The sequence below is a fragment of the Streptomyces sp. NPDC041135 genome, assembly GCF_055592085.1.
Genome location: NZ_JBVIYZ010000049.1, coordinates 1 through 15,576 on the forward strand (window position 1 = coordinate 1; position 15,576 = coordinate 15,576).

A 15,576-nucleotide genomic window follows, 5' to 3' on the forward strand; every position below is an offset into this window, starting at 1 on the left:
CGCCGCTACATCGCCGACCGCGACTGGCTCACCGTCTTCCAACTGCCGCCCTACGCACCCGACCTCAACCCGGTCGAAGGCATCTGGTCCGTCCTACGACGCACCACCACAGCCAATCGTGCCTTCGCCGACCCCGACGATCTGATCACCGCCGTCCGGCGCGGCCTACGCCAGCTCCAGTACCGCCCCGACGTCCTCGACGGCTGCCTCACCGGCACCAGCCTCCGGCACCAGCCACCATGACGACATCACGCATTCAAGGTCAGTAGTGGAGCCCGGCGCCCATTCGGCGCAACAGTGGGGCCACCAGCCTGCCCGCCTCGCCTCAGAAAAAAGAAAAGGTCCGCCGACTCCGTCGACGGACCCCCATGAACATCGAGGTTAACCGCTATAAGATTCTACCTTACTTCGAACCCCCTCTTCGGGATGAAACGCTATTGCGTCGCCTGTAATGCGCTACCTTAAGAAGCGTAGCCGCCAGGAAGAAGCCGGCAAGTGCCACATTCCAAGGTGCAGAAAGTCCAGAGAAAGAGTACTCGGGAGCGGCTTCTGTGTATGCTGGACCCCACCCCCCCGCCTTCCCCTCACGGTCATAGGAAGAACCTGGCATCTTGTCAGCATAACGACTATTAACTAGGGTTTGATATTCGGAAATAGTGCGAACTTCTCCAGACCTTTCCCCCTTTGCCTCAATCGTTTTTATTTCATTGTCAGACCAGGCATACCAACCGTCAGATTGCGGTTCGTGGAGGAGAAGACTTCCTTCCGGTAAAGCGGCTGCAGCGGAAAACTCCTGACGGCCGCTCGCCACATCGACCATTTGCCATCCGGTTGGGGTACGCACTGTGGACAGCGTAACTGCGCTGCCGTCCCCAGCTCGGGCTGGTGTAGCTATATAAGCAAGTCGCCCTACGGGGGCGGATGCTTTCTTGGTGACAAACTCCGGGGTTATCTCATAGACGGAGATCTGTTCATCGTCGATCTTTACCTTACGCCGGTCGACGGCGGCCGCCTCATTGCCGGGGAAGCGAATCCCTGCCAAATGATCAACGACCTTGGATGAATGAGCTGCAAGAGCAGACTCCTTCATGTCGACAGAAGACGGAGCGTCAGGTGCTGTTTGAGCGGAGGCAAAACCAGTACAAGCGTTGATTGCGACGACTGCTAGAATTACCGGCATTGCAGGACGAATTGCATAATATTTTGACATCTGAATTCCCTCCTAAAGTTGCGTCTTGTTGCTTATGTGTACCATTGTTGCGGTCCATTCCCATGATGTGTTACTCGTGTAATACTGGTAATCTCTGACGTGATACCGACTGTCCGAGTTCGGATCACCATAGAGAATGGTGTTTGTCTGCTTGTTGTAGCCCAGCGCTACTTCTAGATGCCCTCCGCCACTCTTCCATCCGATTCGAGTTACTACGGGACGGTTTCGGTCAATCTCATACTTGAGATCATCGATCGTCAATGCACCCCAAGTGTCACCAGGGAACCTTATGTTGTTTTTCGCCAAGACGTTGCGAATTTCACCAAAACCTGCGCCCTCATTTGGACAGGGCGTCCCGGGAGCCAGGTTCCTTGCCTGCCGACAAAACTCCTGCTGAGTGAGCTTAAGGCCCCAGTACGCCGCAACAGAGTTTCCTGAGGCGTCCCAACACCAGTTACTTTTTTCTTGGCGTTGGACATCTACTCCAAGGTAGCGGTGATATGCGCTCGAGGAGGGAGGAAAGGGGGCTGCCCAACTCGAACCTTGGCCAGCACTTGCAATAGCGATGCCCAAAACACACGTGGCGCCTGCTCTGGCAAAAACTCGATAGCTCTTCATCTGATTCACTTATCCCTGGGGAGAAAATTCGGTAATTTCCATCAGGCCTCTGTCGTGGCGTAGGAGAGTCGACTTCCAATCACTAGTGCAGGTTAATTTGTTGTGATCCATCAACCTAATAAAGCTGACTACCTCGAATTCCGAAGAGACTACATCTAAAGCTACGAATCCGACTGTGCTGACGGCTTGAGTATTGTTCACTCATTTTCGTTCCACCATGCCGCAAGCGCCCCTTATGCTGGTGAAGAATGTCCTATCTTGCGTTCCCAGCACGCCAGGCTCTATAAGGACCTCAGCCAAAACAATGCCGCCCGCACCGGCTGCGGTCAGGTCGGGGGTACGGCCCGGCAGCGTGGGCGAGATCCACAAGATTTCACCGGCGGGGTCGGTGACGACCTGGACGTTCACGCCGTGCCGGCGGTGCTTGGCCGAGTAGTCGGCCCGGCTGTCGCCGACGCGGTCGCACTCGGCGAGGGTCCCGTTCAGCAGGACGAACTCCGGATCGTGCTCGCGCAGAGTCTTGAGCAGGCCCGGGGCCCGTTCGGCGAGAAGGCCGGTCACAGCGGCGACATACGCGTGGGCGGTGCCGACGGATATCCCGAAGCCGGAGGCGATCCGGGTGAGGGTGTCGTGGCGGCGTAGGTACACCAGAGCGACGAGCGCCCGCTGGTGCGGCGGGGGTTTGCACCGTCGGTCACCCTCACGGGTGACGATGAGCATCGTGACCCACTCGACGAGGGCATGCGGGAGGTCGAGTGCGGCAGGATAGGGAACCAACAGGGCTCCTGTGCCGATGGGTTGAGACTTCGAACACCTCTCCCAACGGCACGGGGGCTTTGTGCGTTGCGGCCCTCACCTCGACCTCACCGGCGTCACCCGATCAGTGGCCCCGCTGAAAACGCTCAGTGTGCCGTCCAGGATCAGGTGGGTCAGGCCATTCTCTCGGCACTCGGCAAGGACTTGGTGCAGGTCAGGGGCCTGCCAACCCGACAACTCCGTGACTATATATACCTGTTTCGAGAAAGTGCAGCACTGCGTACTGGGTGGTGTCATTCAGGCTTGATGTTATGGTTCAGGTGGAATACGTTCTCGGGGTCGTACCGCCGCTTCACGGCTGCCAAGCGCTCGTAGTTGGCCTGGCCGAAACCCGCCACGACGCGTTCCTCACCCTCGTGACCGATGAAATTGAGATAGACCGCGTCGGTCGACCATGGCTTCAGGTCGGCCCGCATGTCGTGCACCCACTGCTGACCGCGTTCGTCGTCAGTGGCGTCCGCCCACATTCCATAGGAGGGCACGACCCAAGGCGCCGTACGCCATGGGATGGGGTGATCCGCTCGGCCTCGGGAGACGGCTCCCCCCTGGGGGAGCAGGAACAGCTGGGACGGCGACGGTGTGATCATCTGCTCGGCGCGGGAGCAGAAGCGCCTCAGGACCTCATCAGGCAGAGCGTCCAGATATGTCGCGGACCAGTAGATCCGGTAGTCGGGTGGGTCGTCCAGGGCGCACTGGAAGTCCGCGTACGGCAGCTCGGCCATCAGCGCGCAACGGTGGCCGAGCTCGAACATCGGCCGGAACAGCTCCCGAGCGGCTTCCTCTCCTCCGACGTATGTGAGCAGGACTCCGCAGGCGAGGCGACCAATCAAGGACTCGGGGACGAAGTCTTCGGGTGGCGCCGTACAGAAGCGGAAAGCACCGCCGATTTCGTCGGGGGCGGTTGCCATGAACTCTCGGTAGGCCTGGGCGACGTTGAACCCGGCGGAGGATTCCCAAAGCAGTGTGGCGAAGGTGATCGACGATACGGGGTGCAGCTGGAACGTAAACTCGGTCACGACCCCGAAATTGCCACCGCCTCCGTGCAACGCCCAGAAGAGCTCCGGGTTCTCGTCCTCGGCGGCGCGCAGCGTGCTGCCGTCGGCGGTCACGAGCGTGACCGACAGCAGACTGTCGCAGGTGAGTCCGAACTTTCGCTCGAGCCACCCCGACCCGCCGCCGAGGGTTAGGCCGCCAAGACCAGTGGTGGAGACCCTGCCACCCGTGCACGCCAGCCCGTAGGGCTGAGCGGCGCGGTCGAAATCGGTCATGGTCGTTCCGCCGCCGACCCGTGCTGTCCGAGCAGCCGGGTCGACCGTCACCGAGTTCATCCGCCGCAGGTCGATCACAATGCCGCCCTCGGTGAGCGCCATCCCGGCGACACTGTGGCCGCCGCCCCGGACGGCGATCTCTAACCCCTGCTCACGCCCGAACCGGATTGCTCTGGCGACGTCCTGTGGTCCGACACATTGGGCGATGACGGCAGGCCGGCGGTCAATCGCCGCATTGAAGACGGCCCGTGCCTCGTCGTACCTGGGATCTGCCGGCAGAATCAGGGCTCCCTCGAACCCGGCCCTGAGGTCGGTGAGCCCCGTGACTACACCGCTGGCGTCGTCCGAGTCCATAGCCGCATCCCTTCGGGCGTCGGCTGGTTGTCGCCCCAGTAAAGCACGAGTCCGCAACCTCGGGGAGCGCAGCGGCGACGGTCGACGCGGTGTTCGTGGCGCAGCGGGTGCGCCCAGGTGTGTGCCCGATGGCACGACCTGCATCCCGAACGGCACGAATCAGGGAACAGGCCCCCCGGGTCCAAGCGAACGGTGTTTCAGAGCAAACCGCCGTTGCCACCGTGAGAAGTGCTGGGACAGATGCGGGCAGGACTCGGCGCGAGGTCGCGCCTCGGTGGTCACCGGCCACGCGGGAGAGCGGAGCGGTGACGGGCGAGAACTATCAGTGCGAGGCTCCCACCAGATGCCATAGCTATCGGCAACGTGGCTGATCCCACGAAGTCGATGAGGAGCGCGCCGACCACTCCGCCCGCGAAGATGCCCAGGTTGAACGACGTGGTGAAGATCGAGACGGCTGTGTCAGTTTGAGGTCCGGCCACCTCTGCCAGGGCGGTCTGCAGCTGGGTCGCCGCGCCGCCGAAGCCCAGCCCCCACAGCAGTAGTCCGACCACTGCCACGACGGTGGCCGCCCCGCCGACCAGGAGGAGCACGGCGCCAACGATGAAGACGAGCAGAGCCCCCAGAGTAGTGCGGCGCAAGTTTCGGTCCACGATCGCGCCAGTGGCCAGCAGGCCGCCCACCGCCGCGGCACCAAAGAGAAACAAAGCCGTCCCCGCGCTGAGGGACACACCAAAGGCGCATAGATAGACAACGATGTATGTATAAATCGCGCTATGGGCGAACATCCAGAGGAAGGCACTTAGAATGATCGGGGCGACACCCGGGAGGGCCGCAACGCGACGCAGCGGTGCGCGGGCCTGACTACCCTGAGCGGGGACATTCGGAAGTATGCAGACCGCCCATACCAGGGTGAGAGCTGTCATGATCGACATCACCCCGAAGGCCCAGCGCCAGTCAGTGACATCGCCGAGCCACGAGCCAAGCGGCGTCCCGACCGCCAGTGCTATCGGAGTGCCCGCAAACGCCACGGTCAATGCCCGCCCGCCAAGGCCCGCTGCGACAATGCTGCGCACATATCCGGCGACCATGCTCCACAACAACCCGGCAATCCCCCCGGCTCCCAGGCGGGCGATCATAGCTATCCAGAGCGAGGAAGCCAGCGCGGTAACCGTATTTGCGACGAGGAAACCCGCAAGTGCCATGAGCAGCAGGGGCTTTCGGCGGACGCCACGAGTTAAGACCACTGAGGGAATTGCAGCCAGCACAGTGCCCACGGCGTAGATACTGACTAGCTGCCCGGCCGCCCCCTCGGAGACGGCAAGGCCGAAGGACAGGGACGGAAGCAGGCCGGCAGGGAGTGTCTCGGTCACCACCACGCTGAACATCGTGCTTGCCACTGCCAACAGCGCACCCCAGGGCAACCGCGCCGCATCCGGCGGAGCCGCGTGGCTGGCACGAGAACGGAACGCAGCTCTGGTAAGGACTGTTGCGAGAATCCCGCGGCCGACCCTGATCATGTGCCTGAGCTGCTGGAGTGAGAACTACCAATCCCTGTGATGCTGCGGTGCACTCGGCCGGACCTACCCTCAACTTGCCTGTCGGCCGAGCTGAGTTCACGCTGGAGCGGTGGTTGGCCGGACTCAGTCGCTGCGATTCGCGATAAGGCCTCGTCGAGTGTAGCGATGCCTCCCCCTGACAGTGGATCAGTGGGCCATGGCCATGCATGGGAGTCGAAGGGGGCCATGGCTGGCAAGAGTGGGGCCATGGTGCGCGCGTGTGTTTCACGCTGGACAGCACGCCGCACTGCGTTCGCAAGGATGTCGACATCCATGAGGTGGGCGTCGGCGAAGAAGGTGTAGCCGAGTTCGCGGTCTGCCTCGACCCGGGCGAGGAGGTCCAGCATTGTATCCGGCGTCGTGGTGAACTCGGAGGTTTCAAAAAGAAGCAGCCGGTCTCCTATCGCCTGCTCGCCCATGTACTGGGCCAGGACAGTGAAGAGGGTGTTTCCTCGGCGTGTGACGTACAGCGTGTTGGTGACGGCGCGGAGCTGCTGCCAGTCGTTTCCCAGGTCGGCTCGCCACTTTTCGAGCACCTCCATCCAGTGGGCTACTTGGATAGCTGCGGCACTCTCGATGCACCGGGCGATGTCAGGGCCGCAAGCCCGTGCATATGCCTGTAGGGCGACGGAGTCGGAGCGGGTGGCCCTGAGCGTTTCGGTGAGGAATTCCTGGCTGAGTGACAGCACCCTCTGTATGGCGTCCGTGTCCTCCTGTGTGGGGGCGAGTCGCTGCACCTGTCGGTGAGCATCCTCGCAGGCGTTTACAAAGAGCTCGACCACCTGTAGCTCCCGGGCACGCTCATACCTGGGTGCGTCAATGCTTAAGCCCGAATAGATCCCCATCGGCACGTGCGCGACTGCCTTGAAGAACTGGTATACGGCGGGAACACGGGGCGCTTCCCTAGGTACGCCGCCGGGAGGGTAGAGGATCATGCTGCCACCCTCTCCGTTGAAGAGCGCGAGGAGGATCGGCTTGCTTTCCAGCATGCGCTTCTTGTAGCTCGCCAGAGCCTTGTCGTAGACGTTCAACACTGCAGTGTTCAAGTCAATCAGCACTTCGGCTTCCATGTGACCATTCCTTGCCGATAGGAGCCGCCGAACCTGAAGGTCGGTGAACAGTTGTAGGCGTTCCAATGTCTCGATGTGTTCATGAAGGCCGCTTCGAAGGCTGGAATCCCTGTTCCGAGTGCTATGTCTAGGGCGGTCTTTCCGAGGATTTCCCACTCAACGTAGGAGTGAGTTGTCATGCAGGGGGGCGCACGGAACAGGGCATGGCGAGCCCGCTTCGGGCTCCGGTTAGGTCGGCTGGCAGGGTCGCCGCGCCAGCCGGGGCCTCCTTGCATTAGCATCAGCATCGACATGTAACCACCCCGCCTCACCATGTGAAAAGGGCATACGTATGCTTATCAGGGCCTTGAATCATGCCCTGCGCCCGATGATGAGACTTATGGCTTCCTGGCGGGTAGCACTATCCCGGAGTTGGCCTCGGACGGATGACGTAATGGTCTGGGAGCCTGGCTTTCGAACTCCCCGGACCGACATGCACATGCGCTCGCACTCGGCCACCACTATCACGCCGCGCGGCTGGAGAATGCACATAAGAGAGTCGGCGATCTGAGTGGTGAGCCGCTCCTGCACCTGGGGTCTGCGAGCGAACACCTCAACCAATCGGGCCAACTTTGAAAGGCCGGTAATTCTGCCGTCAGCGGATGGGATGTATCCGACATGCGCATGCGCAACCCCGTAAAATGGCAGCAGGTGGTGCTCGCAGGTCTATGTGATCTCGATGTCCTCCGCAGGGCCAGGCCTGCAAATATTACTCTGTAAGCCCTGGCTATCCGGGCTGGCGTTTCTGCCAGCCCTTCCCGGTCCGGATCCTCCCCTACTGCGATAACGAGTTCCCGGACAGCAGCTTCAGCCCGCTTGTCGTTGAATCGAGCGACGAGGGGTGCCTCAACCGTTACTGAATCGAACATCGTTGATCCTTAGAACTATTATGGCGGCAAGCTCGCGGACGGTGTGGTCACTCCATCTCGGGTACGCGGCACCAGTGAATCGTGACCGATGCATCTTCGAAAAGGAAGGGAATCGGCGCATACGGCTTGTGGACTGTCACCTCGACCTCCTCCACCGCGTTGTTGATAAGACACTGCTCAGCAATACGATGAGCCAAGACCTCGATGAGGTTGACCGGCTCTCCGCATATGACCGCCGTAACTTGTTCCGCTACGACTGCGGTGTTCGCCGACTGATTGAGATCGTCTTCCGCGGCTGCTAGTGCTGTGACCGGAAAGGTTTACCGGAAAGCTCGCGGCGTCCGGTGCGGTGCATCGCAAGGCGGAGCGTCGCCCGCGTACTGGATTTATCCGGGTGATGCGACAACGCGGCGAGGTGCCGCACCGGGCGTCCGAGCCGGTGAACCTTTCCGGTCGCAGCACTAGGCGGGAGTCAAGGTAGACGACTACACCCACGATGGATTCCTGGCCTCCGATACGCTCATGCTCGAAGACTCCATGAATGCCTCTGCTGCGGAGGCCCTTCAGAGTGATGCGGTCCAGCATTTAACCCACCGCTCCTGCTCGGTTTGTGATCTCGGATGTTGGTTGCGCGCCCCCACCAGCAGGGACCACGGATGATGCCGATGTGATGGTTCAGGAAATTCGGCTGCAGGCCCCGAGCACGCGACCACCCTGAGCTTCCCTCCGAGTCAGCCACGAGCTTCGCGATGGCACCGGCCCTTGCCCTGGCCAACTTTATCGACGCTTACAGCTGAACTCACTGCCTGGAAGGGGACCACCTCCTACGCTCCGCCGTCCTCCAGTCGCGTACGTGAGTAGCGGCTACTCAGCTCGCATCAGCCAGCCCGGGCCTATGAGGCGAGGCTCAGCCGTCGGGGTCAAGAAGTCTCACCCAGCCCCCAAGCGCCGCCCGCTCATCCACCGACAGCACCAACTCGGCCTTCGGCCGCCCCCTACGAGCCATACCGCAAACCTACACATATAGAAGGAACTCCCGACTCAGATGACTAACTGGCTGTTCTCTATCCGTGTGCGTGGTCGGCCAGGCCTCGAACAGGGCACTGGATCGGGTGAGTTGTCGGGTGCACGGGCATGAAGGAAGGGCCTCTTGGTAGCTCGCGGTTGTCGAGTCCAGCGAGAAGCAAGAGGCCCTGTTGTCGAAGTGTCGCGTGGTCGTGGTTGCCGGGTCCAGTCCGTCCACTCCTGGGTGTGACTGTCTCGCCCACAGGTTCGGGAACGCGGCCGACCGGCCGGATCGCCGGCCGCGGTACGGCTCGGACATGAGCGATGCCGAGTGGGCCCTGGTGCGGGATCTGCTGCCGGTGCCGGGGTGGCTGGCGGGCCGGGGCGGGCGGCCGGAGGGCTACTGCCATCGGCAGATGATCGACGCGGTGCGCTACCTCGTCGACAACGGCATCAAGTGGCGGGCGATGCCGTCCGACTTCCCGCCCTGGTCGCGGGTATATGCCTTCTTCGCCCGCTGGCGGGATGCGGGACTCGTGGCTGAGCTGCATGACCGGCTGCGCGATGCCGTCCGCGATGCCGAGGGCCGTGACTGCGAGCCGAGTGCGGCGGTCATCGACTCGCAGTCGGTGAAGGCGGTCGCGCAACGAGCTGTTCGGCGCGGCCGTCGCCGCGGCGTACCTGACCGCATCGGGCCTGACGGTCACCGTCGAGGCCAAGGAGGCCGTCGCTGGGGCGGGGATCAGGGGGGCCGATGCGTGACTCACGGCATGCGCAGACGGCGGTGATCGGTAACGAGCATTCGGACGTGCCGGTGGTTCTGCCCGTAGCGGCCATCGAGCTGGATGCGTTCCGGCGTGGGCTCGCGGCGGGCGGTGCCTTCCTCGCGCCGGCGGCGTGCTGGTGAGCGCGCACCGCCGTGGAGTCCACGGACACCTCCCAGTCGACACGGCCCACGGCGTCCTCGGCGGCCTGCACCTTCGACAGAAGCATCTGCCAGTTACCGTCCGCCGACCAGCGGCGATGGCGCTTGTAGACGGTCTCCCACGGTCTCTGTGATCGCACGGGTGATGGTGGAGCGGTCGACGCCGAACAGCAGCCCCAGCACGGAGTGCGGCTGGCTTCGAAAGACGCCCGCCGGGGACGTACAGGCGGCCCCGGGGTCGGACGGCCGGCATCCGGTTGGCGTCGACAGTGGTCCAGACGGTCGCGAAGTCGGTGCTGACGCCGAAGCCAGGGGCAGGTCTGGTGGCAGATTCGGTACGACCGCTGCCGAAGCCGGCGGGACCGGAGAAGCTGGCGCGGGTCCTCGGAGAGCGCATCGCGTTCGCGTACGCCTCGGTGCCGGAGCACGAGAGACTGGCGGCAGTGGCGGCGGTCCAGGACACGTTCGCCGCCGCGGGCCCAATTGACGCCGACCGGTTGTTCGCGGTGGATCTCGACCCCAGGCGCCTGGCCTACGAGCTGCGGCGGCCCATGGCAGACCTGGCGGAGCGCGCCCGTGACCTGTACGGGGAATTGCTTCGGCTGTGCTGTGCGCATCTGGTGGAGCAGCTCACGGCTCACCCGACGTTCGCGGCGCGGGCGACGGTGGAGCACACTCGGCGGACCGGAGCGCTGTTACGGGAACGGCCCGTGCCAGGACCGGCCGGGCGGATCGCGATCGCTTTCGAGGAGCGGTATGCGGACTTCGTCGCAGGGACGCATGCGCGTCAGTTCGCCCGATGCCGAGTGCAGTGAGACTTTGACGATCTCCTCCCACTCGGTACCCCCTGGCTGGGGTGCGTCGGTGTGGAGGGTGACGGTGACGTCGACGTCGCCGGTGTGGATGCCGGTAAGGACGGTGGCGATGCCGTCTTCCACCTCGATCAGGCCGTTGTGCCGGCGGGGCAGGTCGGGGCTGGCGGGGCCGTCCTCGTCGCTGATCCTGTACTGGTGGTAGTGGACAGGCACGAGCTGCTGCGCGTGCGTGGCCTGCTCGGTCATGGCATGTCGCGAAGGGTTGGCGGGGCTACGCGACAGCGAACCCGGTCACCGCGACGAGCGGAAGGCCCCGCTGGATACGGTCGCTCCCACCGCCGACGACACGCAACTAGGGTACGGCGTATGAGCCAGACTCCCGGCGACCCCGTCGCGCACAACCGCCTCGCCTGGGACCGCGAGGTGGAGGAGGGCAACGAGTGGTCACGCCCGGTCGGCTCCGAGGTGATCGCAAAGGCGCGGGCCGGCCAGTGGTCCATCGTCCTGATCGGGTACGACCCGGTCGACCCGACCTGGTTCCCGCCCGAGATCGCCGGTCGCGACGTGCTCTGCCTCGCCTCCGGCGGCGGCCAGCAGGGTCCGGTGCTGGCCGCGGCGGGCGCGCAGGTGACCGTCTTCGACAACTCTCCCCGCCAGCTGGCGCAGGACGAGATGGTCGCGGCGCGGGAGGGGCTCGACCTACGCACCGTGCTCGGCGACGCGCATGACCTGAGCCCGTTCCCGGACGCCTCGTTCGACCTTGTCGTCCACCCGGTCTCCAGCCTGTTCATCCCTGAGCTGGCGCCGGTCTGGCGCGAGTGCCACCGCGTGCTGCGCCCCGGCGGGACGCTGCTGTCCGGCTTCCTCAACCCGGACGTCTACCTCTTCGACGCCGAGTCCTTGGAGGCGCGCGGCGAGCTGGTGGTGCGCCACCGCCTGCCCTACAGCGACCTCACCCACCTGGAGCCCGCCGAGCGGGAACGGCTGTGGGGCCTCGACGCGCCGGTAGAGTACAGCCACACGCTCACCGAGCAGCTCGGCGGGCAGATCGCGGCGGGCTTCGCCATCACCGGCTTCGCCGAGGCGCCGCACCACTCGGAGGCCACCGCCGGCTGGCTCTCCGGCTACTTCGCCACGAAAGCGGTCAAAGCTGGCGCCGGTCACTGACCCTCCAACCGGCCGGGCCAGGTCAGCAGTGAGGCCGACGAGCGGCTGGGTCAGGTGGGCAACGACCCAAGGCCCAGCGCCTGCGGCGAACAGCAGTTCCGGGACAGCATGCGTGGCGCCCCGCCGCAGGCGGCGCGGAGGGAACGCCACGAATGCTGTCGACACGCTACCCCGGCAGCCCGACCGGGAACCACACAACTCGCTGACGCAGCGCGCCAGTTGACCGAGGCTCGATCAGTCAAGCTCTACGAGTGTTCGGTAAGGAGCTTCGCCAGGCGGTCAGCGAAGTCGGTGAGCCAGTCCAGTCGTGGGTCCGCTGCGGGCGACACGAAAGCCGTGGCGGCGGCCCCAGAACGCAGCCTGGACGGCATGGCACTGGGCCCACCGCCGCACGCGTTCTCGGTCGAGTTCCGCGGCCCCGGCGAAGACGTCCACTACACCCACGCCGTCCCGCTCGTGAAAGGGGCGGCGCCGGGGTCAAGCCGGGTCGTATCGATGGGCTGCCACGCCTGTACAGCACGCCGCATGTTCTCGGTTACAGGGAACGACCATTGCGGAGTATCGATATTAATCCCCAACCGCATCCGTTCCCGTGATCCCAGCGTATCCATCCCGGTGAATCAGGGCCGTACGCGCGTCACGTTCCGAGGTGAGACCCTGCACGGCGAGGTCGAAGGCGAGGGGGATGGTGAACTCGGCCTTGTAGAGGTCGGCGATGTCCAGGACGAAGGAGACCGCGTTGCCGGTGTAAAAAAGGCCAAGGGCGAGGCTGGCGCCCAGTCCGGTGATCGTCGCGTGGCAGATGCCGTAGAGGGCTGAGTTCGCGGCTAACAGGAGCCGGTTGACGTCGTCACCAGCGGCGAAGGCGTCGCCTGGTTTGTAGTCGCGTTTGGTCCAGGGCACTGCTGTCCGCTCGGCGTGGTGGGCATACAGCTTGCGGATGCGGGTGCCCTCGCGGCCGCGGAGCTGCTGAAGGATCAGGCCGGTCGTGCCTACGCCAGGGAAACGCCTGTCGTACATACGGCGGGCGACAGCGACACGTTCAGCTCACTCCCACACACACAGATCACCGGCGGCGCCATTCACTGCTGGAGGTGCGGCTCAGGGCGGGGGCCGGGCGCGCTCGGGTGCGCCGGTCGACCGAATGAGGAACGGCAGCGGCTGGCCGTGGGTGCTGCGCCGCCCGCCCGGGTCCGTGGTCGCGCCCGGGTGCGCGGCCGTTCAGACGGCCCGGTCGACGGGCGCGGCCGCAAGGCGGTCCAGGCGTTCGTACAGGGTCCGTACGAGCCGGGCGCGGTTCTGAGCGCAGCGGGCGGTGCCCTGGACCGGCTGGGAGAGGGAGTCGGCGGCTTCGCGGAGGATAACGTCGGCGAGGGCGCCGCGGCCGTCGTTCTTCGGCAGGGCGGCGGCGTGGCGGTGGACGTCGGCGGCGACCGTGCGGGCGTGCCCGGTGAGCTGGAGGGCGATCTGCTCGTAGTCGCGGGGCGTGAGGTTCGGGTCCTGCCATGCGAGGACGGCGGTGACGAGCGCTTCGTACGGGGCGCGGTCCAGAGGCAGTTCGGCGTCGATCAGGCCGTGGGGGTCGTGGAGCACGGTGGAAATGTCGCTCACCGGCGCCTGGCCGCGTCGTCGTGGTCGCCGGTGCGGTCGTGCGGGGCGGCCTGGGCGAGGAAGCGGGCGTAGCCGTGGTCGGCGCGGGTCAGCAGGGCCGGGGAAGGCCGGCCGAGGGCGGAGGGCTGGAGGCCGCGTCGTTCGGGTGTGGGTCCGGCGGGTGTGGGTGCGCTCATGGGGCACCGCCTCCGTTGCTGGGTTGCGTCGGTGTCATTCGACGCTACGGAGGCCGCCACGCGGTTCTCAACGAGATTGCGAGTAATTGCGGAAGTTCACTCCAGGGCGTCGATCGCGGTCTGGATGCCGGCGCGGGCCGTCTCGCCGTTGACGGCCATCGACGCGAGGCCGGCGAACGTACGCGCGTAGTCGGCGACCTCGCGCGGCTGCGTCACCTTGATCTCCGCCGTCAGCGTCTCCACCACGGCCATGGTGTCGTCGTGGACGTAGAACGCCTCCAGCGGCCAACCGTGCGCTGGACGGTGAACGGGATGATGCCGAGCGAGACGGAGGCGAGGGGCATCACGGCCAGGAGGTGGCGTAGCTGCCCGCGCATCGCGTCGGGGTCGGCGGTGCGGTAGCGCAGGACGGACTCTTCCATGAGGACGACGTAGCGGTGGCCGCCCTCGTAGAGGAACCGGGAGCGGGCGACGCGGGCGGCGACGGCTTCAGCGATGTCGTTGGGGGTGCCCTGGAAGCGGGTGATCTGCTCCATGAGGGCCGTGGCGAACGCCGGTGTCTGCAGGAAGCCGGGCCGGAGGTTGGAGACGTAAACGCGGCAGTGGCGGGACTGCTCGTGCAGGACGTACCAATCCTCCTGGACCTGGCGCATGCCGCCCTGGTGCAGGCGACGCCACTCCATGTACATCGAGTCGACCGCGCGGGCGGTGGCGATGAAGTCGTCGGCCTGGTCGTCCGCGCCGCACGCCGCGCACCAGGTGCGGATGTCGGCGTCCGAGGGCAGCACTGCGCCCTTCTGGATGCGGGTGGTCTTCGCGGGGTGCCAGCCGCACCGGGCGGAGAGTTCCTTCCCGGTGAGGCCGGCGTCTTTGCGCAGGTGCGTGAGCCGGACGGCGAGCGCCTCGCGGGCCGCCTGAGCGCTGGACGAGAGGGAGGCGGTCGTCATGAGGTGCGTGGCCCTGGGGTTGTGCGTCGGTCAGATGCGGTAGTCGGCGTGGTCGGTGGCCAGATCCCACACCGAGCGGAACGCCTCCATGCACAGCTTGACCGCCTGCGGGTCGTCGGTGTGGTCGGGCTCGATGGCCTCGCCGTCACCGGAGAACAGGTTCCAGCGCACGACCTGGTCGTCGATGAGCCAGAAGTCGTTGCCGGGCAGGGCGAGGGTGGAGGCGCGGCGGCGGGGCAGCCAGCGGACCTATTCGCCGGCGCGGAGGTTGGCGTCGGTGATGGCGTGCTGGAAGCGGATGTAGTCGGTGACGGCCTCGGAGACGATCCGGGCCCGGCGGACCTTCACCCCGCGGGCGACGGTCCGCTCCACCAGCGGCAGCCACCCGCTCCAGCACGCCGAGTCGTCCGCGGGCACGCTCCCGTCGCGCAGGAACGCCTCGAAGACCTCGCGCTCCTCCCCCACGGCGTACACGTCGCGGAGCTCCGGGTGCAGGGCGTGCCGTTGGCGGAGTCGAGCAGGTCCTCAAAGCTGGGTGCCGGCAGCCTCTGCGGCATCGCACGCCTTCCTGATCTGCTCCACCATGCTGAGCGGGATCCGGACGATCCCTTCGTCGTCTGCGGGCGGACTGTCCTGACTGCAGGCGGCCCGGGTCGCCGCGTCGGCGAACTTGCCCTGCAGAACCAGTTCCGGGCCCTGGGCGGTGTCGGTGTCCACCCACACCGCCGGGCAGTTCCCTTCACCCGAGTTCGGGTCCTTGCCGAAGAAAAGTAACGCCATGATCCCCTCCGAAGCGAGCCGGTTGCGCGCAGTTGCGTGACGGCCGTCCCGCGCCCTGCACGCCCGGTCAATACCGCGGATCGGCGGACCACCGCCGTGTCATCCGGACGGGTGATTTCCCTTCGCGTATGCGGGCGCAGTCCTAGCGGAGCGTGCCCAAGCGCTACGCCGGTGCTCCCCCGCCCGCCGCGTCCCAGCCGTTCAGGAAGGCGGCCAGGGCGCGGCGTTGCTCTTCTTCGTGAGCGATTTGCCGGGCTAGTGCTGTGACCGGGAACGTTTGCCGGGTTGCTCGTTGTGCTGGTCGGATGTGACGACTTCGACTGGCATGGGGAGGTGGGATGGCGTTACCG

The 15,576-nt window shown here is 65.3% G+C and carries 13 protein-coding genes and 7 pseudogenes; 4 read left to right on the forward strand and 16 right to left on the reverse strand.

Annotated elements, in window-relative coordinates; translation table 11 throughout:
• The coding region (locus tag ACZ6CZ_RS36355) for a transposase (RefSeq protein ID WP_469030098.1) at positions 1-243 on the forward strand (243 nt) is incomplete at its 5' end.
• Positions 244-403: 160 nt separating this feature from the next.
• Here ACZ6CZ_RS36355 and ACZ6CZ_RS36360 read toward each other — a convergent pair.
• The 8 genes and pseudogenes from ACZ6CZ_RS36360 to ACZ6CZ_RS36395 all read right to left on the reverse strand — a co-directional run.
• Positions 404-1,210 (reverse strand): hypothetical protein, encoded by an 807-nt coding sequence (locus ACZ6CZ_RS36360; protein WP_469030100.1) that lies wholly within the window; start codon positions 1,208-1,210, stop codon positions 404-406.
• A 12-nt stretch (positions 1,211-1,222) separates the two neighbouring features.
• Positions 1,223-1,828, reverse strand: coding sequence for a papain-like cysteine protease family protein (locus ACZ6CZ_RS36365; protein WP_469030102.1), 606 nt, complete (start codon positions 1,826-1,828; stop codon positions 1,223-1,225).
• Positions 1,829-2,128: 300 nt separating this feature from the next.
• Positions 2,129-2,605: pseudogene (locus ACZ6CZ_RS36370) on the reverse strand (helix-turn-helix domain-containing protein); the annotation flags it as partial.
• A gap of 272 nt (positions 2,606-2,877) precedes the next feature.
• Entirely contained in the window at positions 2,878-4,266 is a 1,389-nt protein-coding gene (locus tag ACZ6CZ_RS36375) for an FAD-binding oxidoreductase (protein ID WP_469030105.1), read from the reverse strand.
• Between the two features lie 278 nt (positions 4,267-4,544).
• Positions 4,545-5,783 (reverse strand): MFS transporter, encoded by a 1,239-nt coding sequence (locus ACZ6CZ_RS36380; RefSeq protein WP_469030107.1) that lies wholly within the window; start codon positions 5,781-5,783, stop codon positions 4,545-4,547.
• Positions 5,780-6,892, reverse strand: coding sequence for a hypothetical protein (locus tag ACZ6CZ_RS36385; protein ID WP_469030109.1), 1,113 nt, complete (start codon positions 6,890-6,892; stop codon positions 5,780-5,782). Before ACZ6CZ_RS36385 ends, ACZ6CZ_RS36380 begins: the two co-directional genes overlap by 4 nt.
• A gap of 351 nt (positions 6,893-7,243) precedes the next feature.
• Positions 7,244-7,800 (reverse strand): annotated as a pseudogene (gene folE / locus ACZ6CZ_RS36390) (GTP cyclohydrolase I).
• Positions 7,801-7,847: 47 nt separating this feature from the next.
• Positions 7,848-8,090 (reverse strand): annotated as a pseudogene (locus tag ACZ6CZ_RS36395) (dihydroneopterin aldolase); the annotation flags it as partial.
• A 1,032-nt stretch (positions 8,091-9,122) separates the two neighbouring features.
• On the opposite strand from ACZ6CZ_RS36395, the gene ACZ6CZ_RS36400 reads away from it, so the two are divergent.
• Both ACZ6CZ_RS36400 and ACZ6CZ_RS36405 read left to right on the forward strand, forming a co-directional pair.
• Complete coding sequence (locus ACZ6CZ_RS36400; RefSeq protein WP_469030111.1) at positions 9,123-9,593, forward strand: transposase; 471 nt, start codon at positions 9,123-9,125, stop codon at positions 9,591-9,593.
• 430 nt (positions 9,594-10,023) lie between these two features.
• Positions 10,024-10,545, forward strand: coding sequence for an NACHT N-terminal Helical domain 1-containing protein (locus tag ACZ6CZ_RS36405; RefSeq protein ID WP_469030121.1), 522 nt, complete (start codon positions 10,024-10,026; stop codon positions 10,543-10,545).
• Here ACZ6CZ_RS36405 and ACZ6CZ_RS36410 read toward each other — a convergent pair.
• Positions 10,426-10,791 carry a hypothetical protein gene (locus ACZ6CZ_RS36410; protein ID WP_469030125.1) on the reverse strand — a complete coding sequence of 122 codons (366 nt, stop codon included), beginning with the start codon at positions 10,789-10,791 and terminating at the stop codon, positions 10,426-10,428. The two genes, ACZ6CZ_RS36405 and ACZ6CZ_RS36410, sit on opposite strands and share 120 nt — an antisense overlap.
• A gap of 120 nt (positions 10,792-10,911) precedes the next feature.
• Here ACZ6CZ_RS36410 and ACZ6CZ_RS36415 point away from each other — a divergent pair, with 120 nt between their 5' ends.
• Positions 10,912-11,712 (forward strand): class I SAM-dependent methyltransferase, encoded by an 801-nt coding sequence (locus tag ACZ6CZ_RS36415; RefSeq protein ID WP_469030114.1) that lies wholly within the window; start codon positions 10,912-10,914, stop codon positions 11,710-11,712.
• A gap of 245 nt (positions 11,713-11,957) precedes the next feature.
• On the opposite strand, the pseudogene ACZ6CZ_RS36420 reads toward ACZ6CZ_RS36415, so the two are convergent.
• The 7 genes and pseudogenes from ACZ6CZ_RS36420 to ACZ6CZ_RS36450 form a co-directional block, all read right to left on the reverse strand.
• Positions 11,958-12,150 (reverse strand): annotated as a pseudogene (locus ACZ6CZ_RS36420) (aminoglycoside phosphotransferase family protein); the annotation flags it as partial.
• 183 nt (positions 12,151-12,333) lie between these two features.
• Positions 12,334-12,756: pseudogene (locus ACZ6CZ_RS36425) on the reverse strand (CRISPR-associated endonuclease Cas1); the annotation flags it as partial.
• Between the two features lie 177 nt (positions 12,757-12,933).
• Complete coding sequence (locus ACZ6CZ_RS36430) at positions 12,934-13,314, reverse strand: restriction endonuclease (RefSeq protein WP_469030123.1); 381 nt, start codon at positions 13,312-13,314, stop codon at positions 12,934-12,936.
• Positions 13,315-13,319: 5 nt separating this feature from the next.
• Positions 13,320-13,499: a hypothetical protein gene (locus ACZ6CZ_RS36435; RefSeq protein ID WP_469030116.1), complete on the reverse strand. Its 180-nt coding sequence runs from the start codon at positions 13,497-13,499 to the stop codon at positions 13,320-13,322.
• 96 nt (positions 13,500-13,595) lie between these two features.
• Positions 13,596-14,446: pseudogene (locus ACZ6CZ_RS36440) on the reverse strand (helix-turn-helix domain-containing protein).
• 30 nt (positions 14,447-14,476) lie between these two features.
• Positions 14,477-15,003, reverse strand: a pseudogene (locus tag ACZ6CZ_RS36445) (DUF6879 family protein).
• The gene (locus tag ACZ6CZ_RS36450) at positions 14,972-15,226 is read right to left on the reverse strand and encodes a hypothetical protein (RefSeq protein ID WP_469030118.1); all 255 of its coding nucleotides are present in this window, start codon (positions 15,224-15,226) and stop codon (positions 14,972-14,974) included. The pseudogene ACZ6CZ_RS36445 and the gene ACZ6CZ_RS36450 overlap by 32 nt, the downstream one beginning before the upstream one ends.
• Between the last annotated feature and the right edge of the window lie 350 nt (positions 15,227-15,576).

Bases quoted from the DNA above. Each gene is read 5' to 3' on its own strand.
- ACZ6CZ_RS36360 (WP_469030100.1), bottom strand. From the start codon at position 1,210: ATGTCAAAATATTATGCAATTCGTCCTGCAATGCCGGTAATTCTAGCA.
- ACZ6CZ_RS36365 (WP_469030102.1), bottom strand. From the start codon at position 1,828: ATGAAGAGCTATCGAGTTTTTGCCAGAGCAGGCGCCACGTGTGTTTTG.
- ACZ6CZ_RS36375 (WP_469030105.1), bottom strand. From the start codon at position 4,266: ATGGACTCGGACGACGCCAGCGGTGTAGTCACGGGGCTCACCGACCTC.
- ACZ6CZ_RS36380 (WP_469030107.1), bottom strand. From the start codon at position 5,783: ATGATCAGGGTCGGCCGCGGGATTCTCGCAACAGTCCTTACCAGAGCT.
- ACZ6CZ_RS36385 (WP_469030109.1), bottom strand. From the start codon at position 6,892: ATGGAAGCCGAAGTGCTGATTGACTTGAACACTGCAGTGTTGAACGTC.
- ACZ6CZ_RS36400 (WP_469030111.1), top strand. From the start codon at position 9,123: ATGAGCGATGCCGAGTGGGCCCTGGTGCGGGATCTGCTGCCGGTGCCG.
- ACZ6CZ_RS36410 (WP_469030125.1), bottom strand. From the start codon at position 10,791: ATGACCGAGCAGGCCACGCACGCGCAGCAGCTCGTGCCTGTCCACTAC.
- ACZ6CZ_RS36415 (WP_469030114.1), top strand. From the start codon at position 10,912: ATGAGCCAGACTCCCGGCGACCCCGTCGCGCACAACCGCCTCGCCTGG.
- ACZ6CZ_RS36435 (WP_469030116.1), bottom strand. From the start codon at position 13,499: ATGAGCGCACCCACACCCGCCGGACCCACACCCGAACGACGCGGCCTC.
- ACZ6CZ_RS36450 (WP_469030118.1), bottom strand. From the start codon at position 15,226: ATGGCGTTACTTTTCTTCGGCAAGGACCCGAACTCGGGTGAAGGGAAC.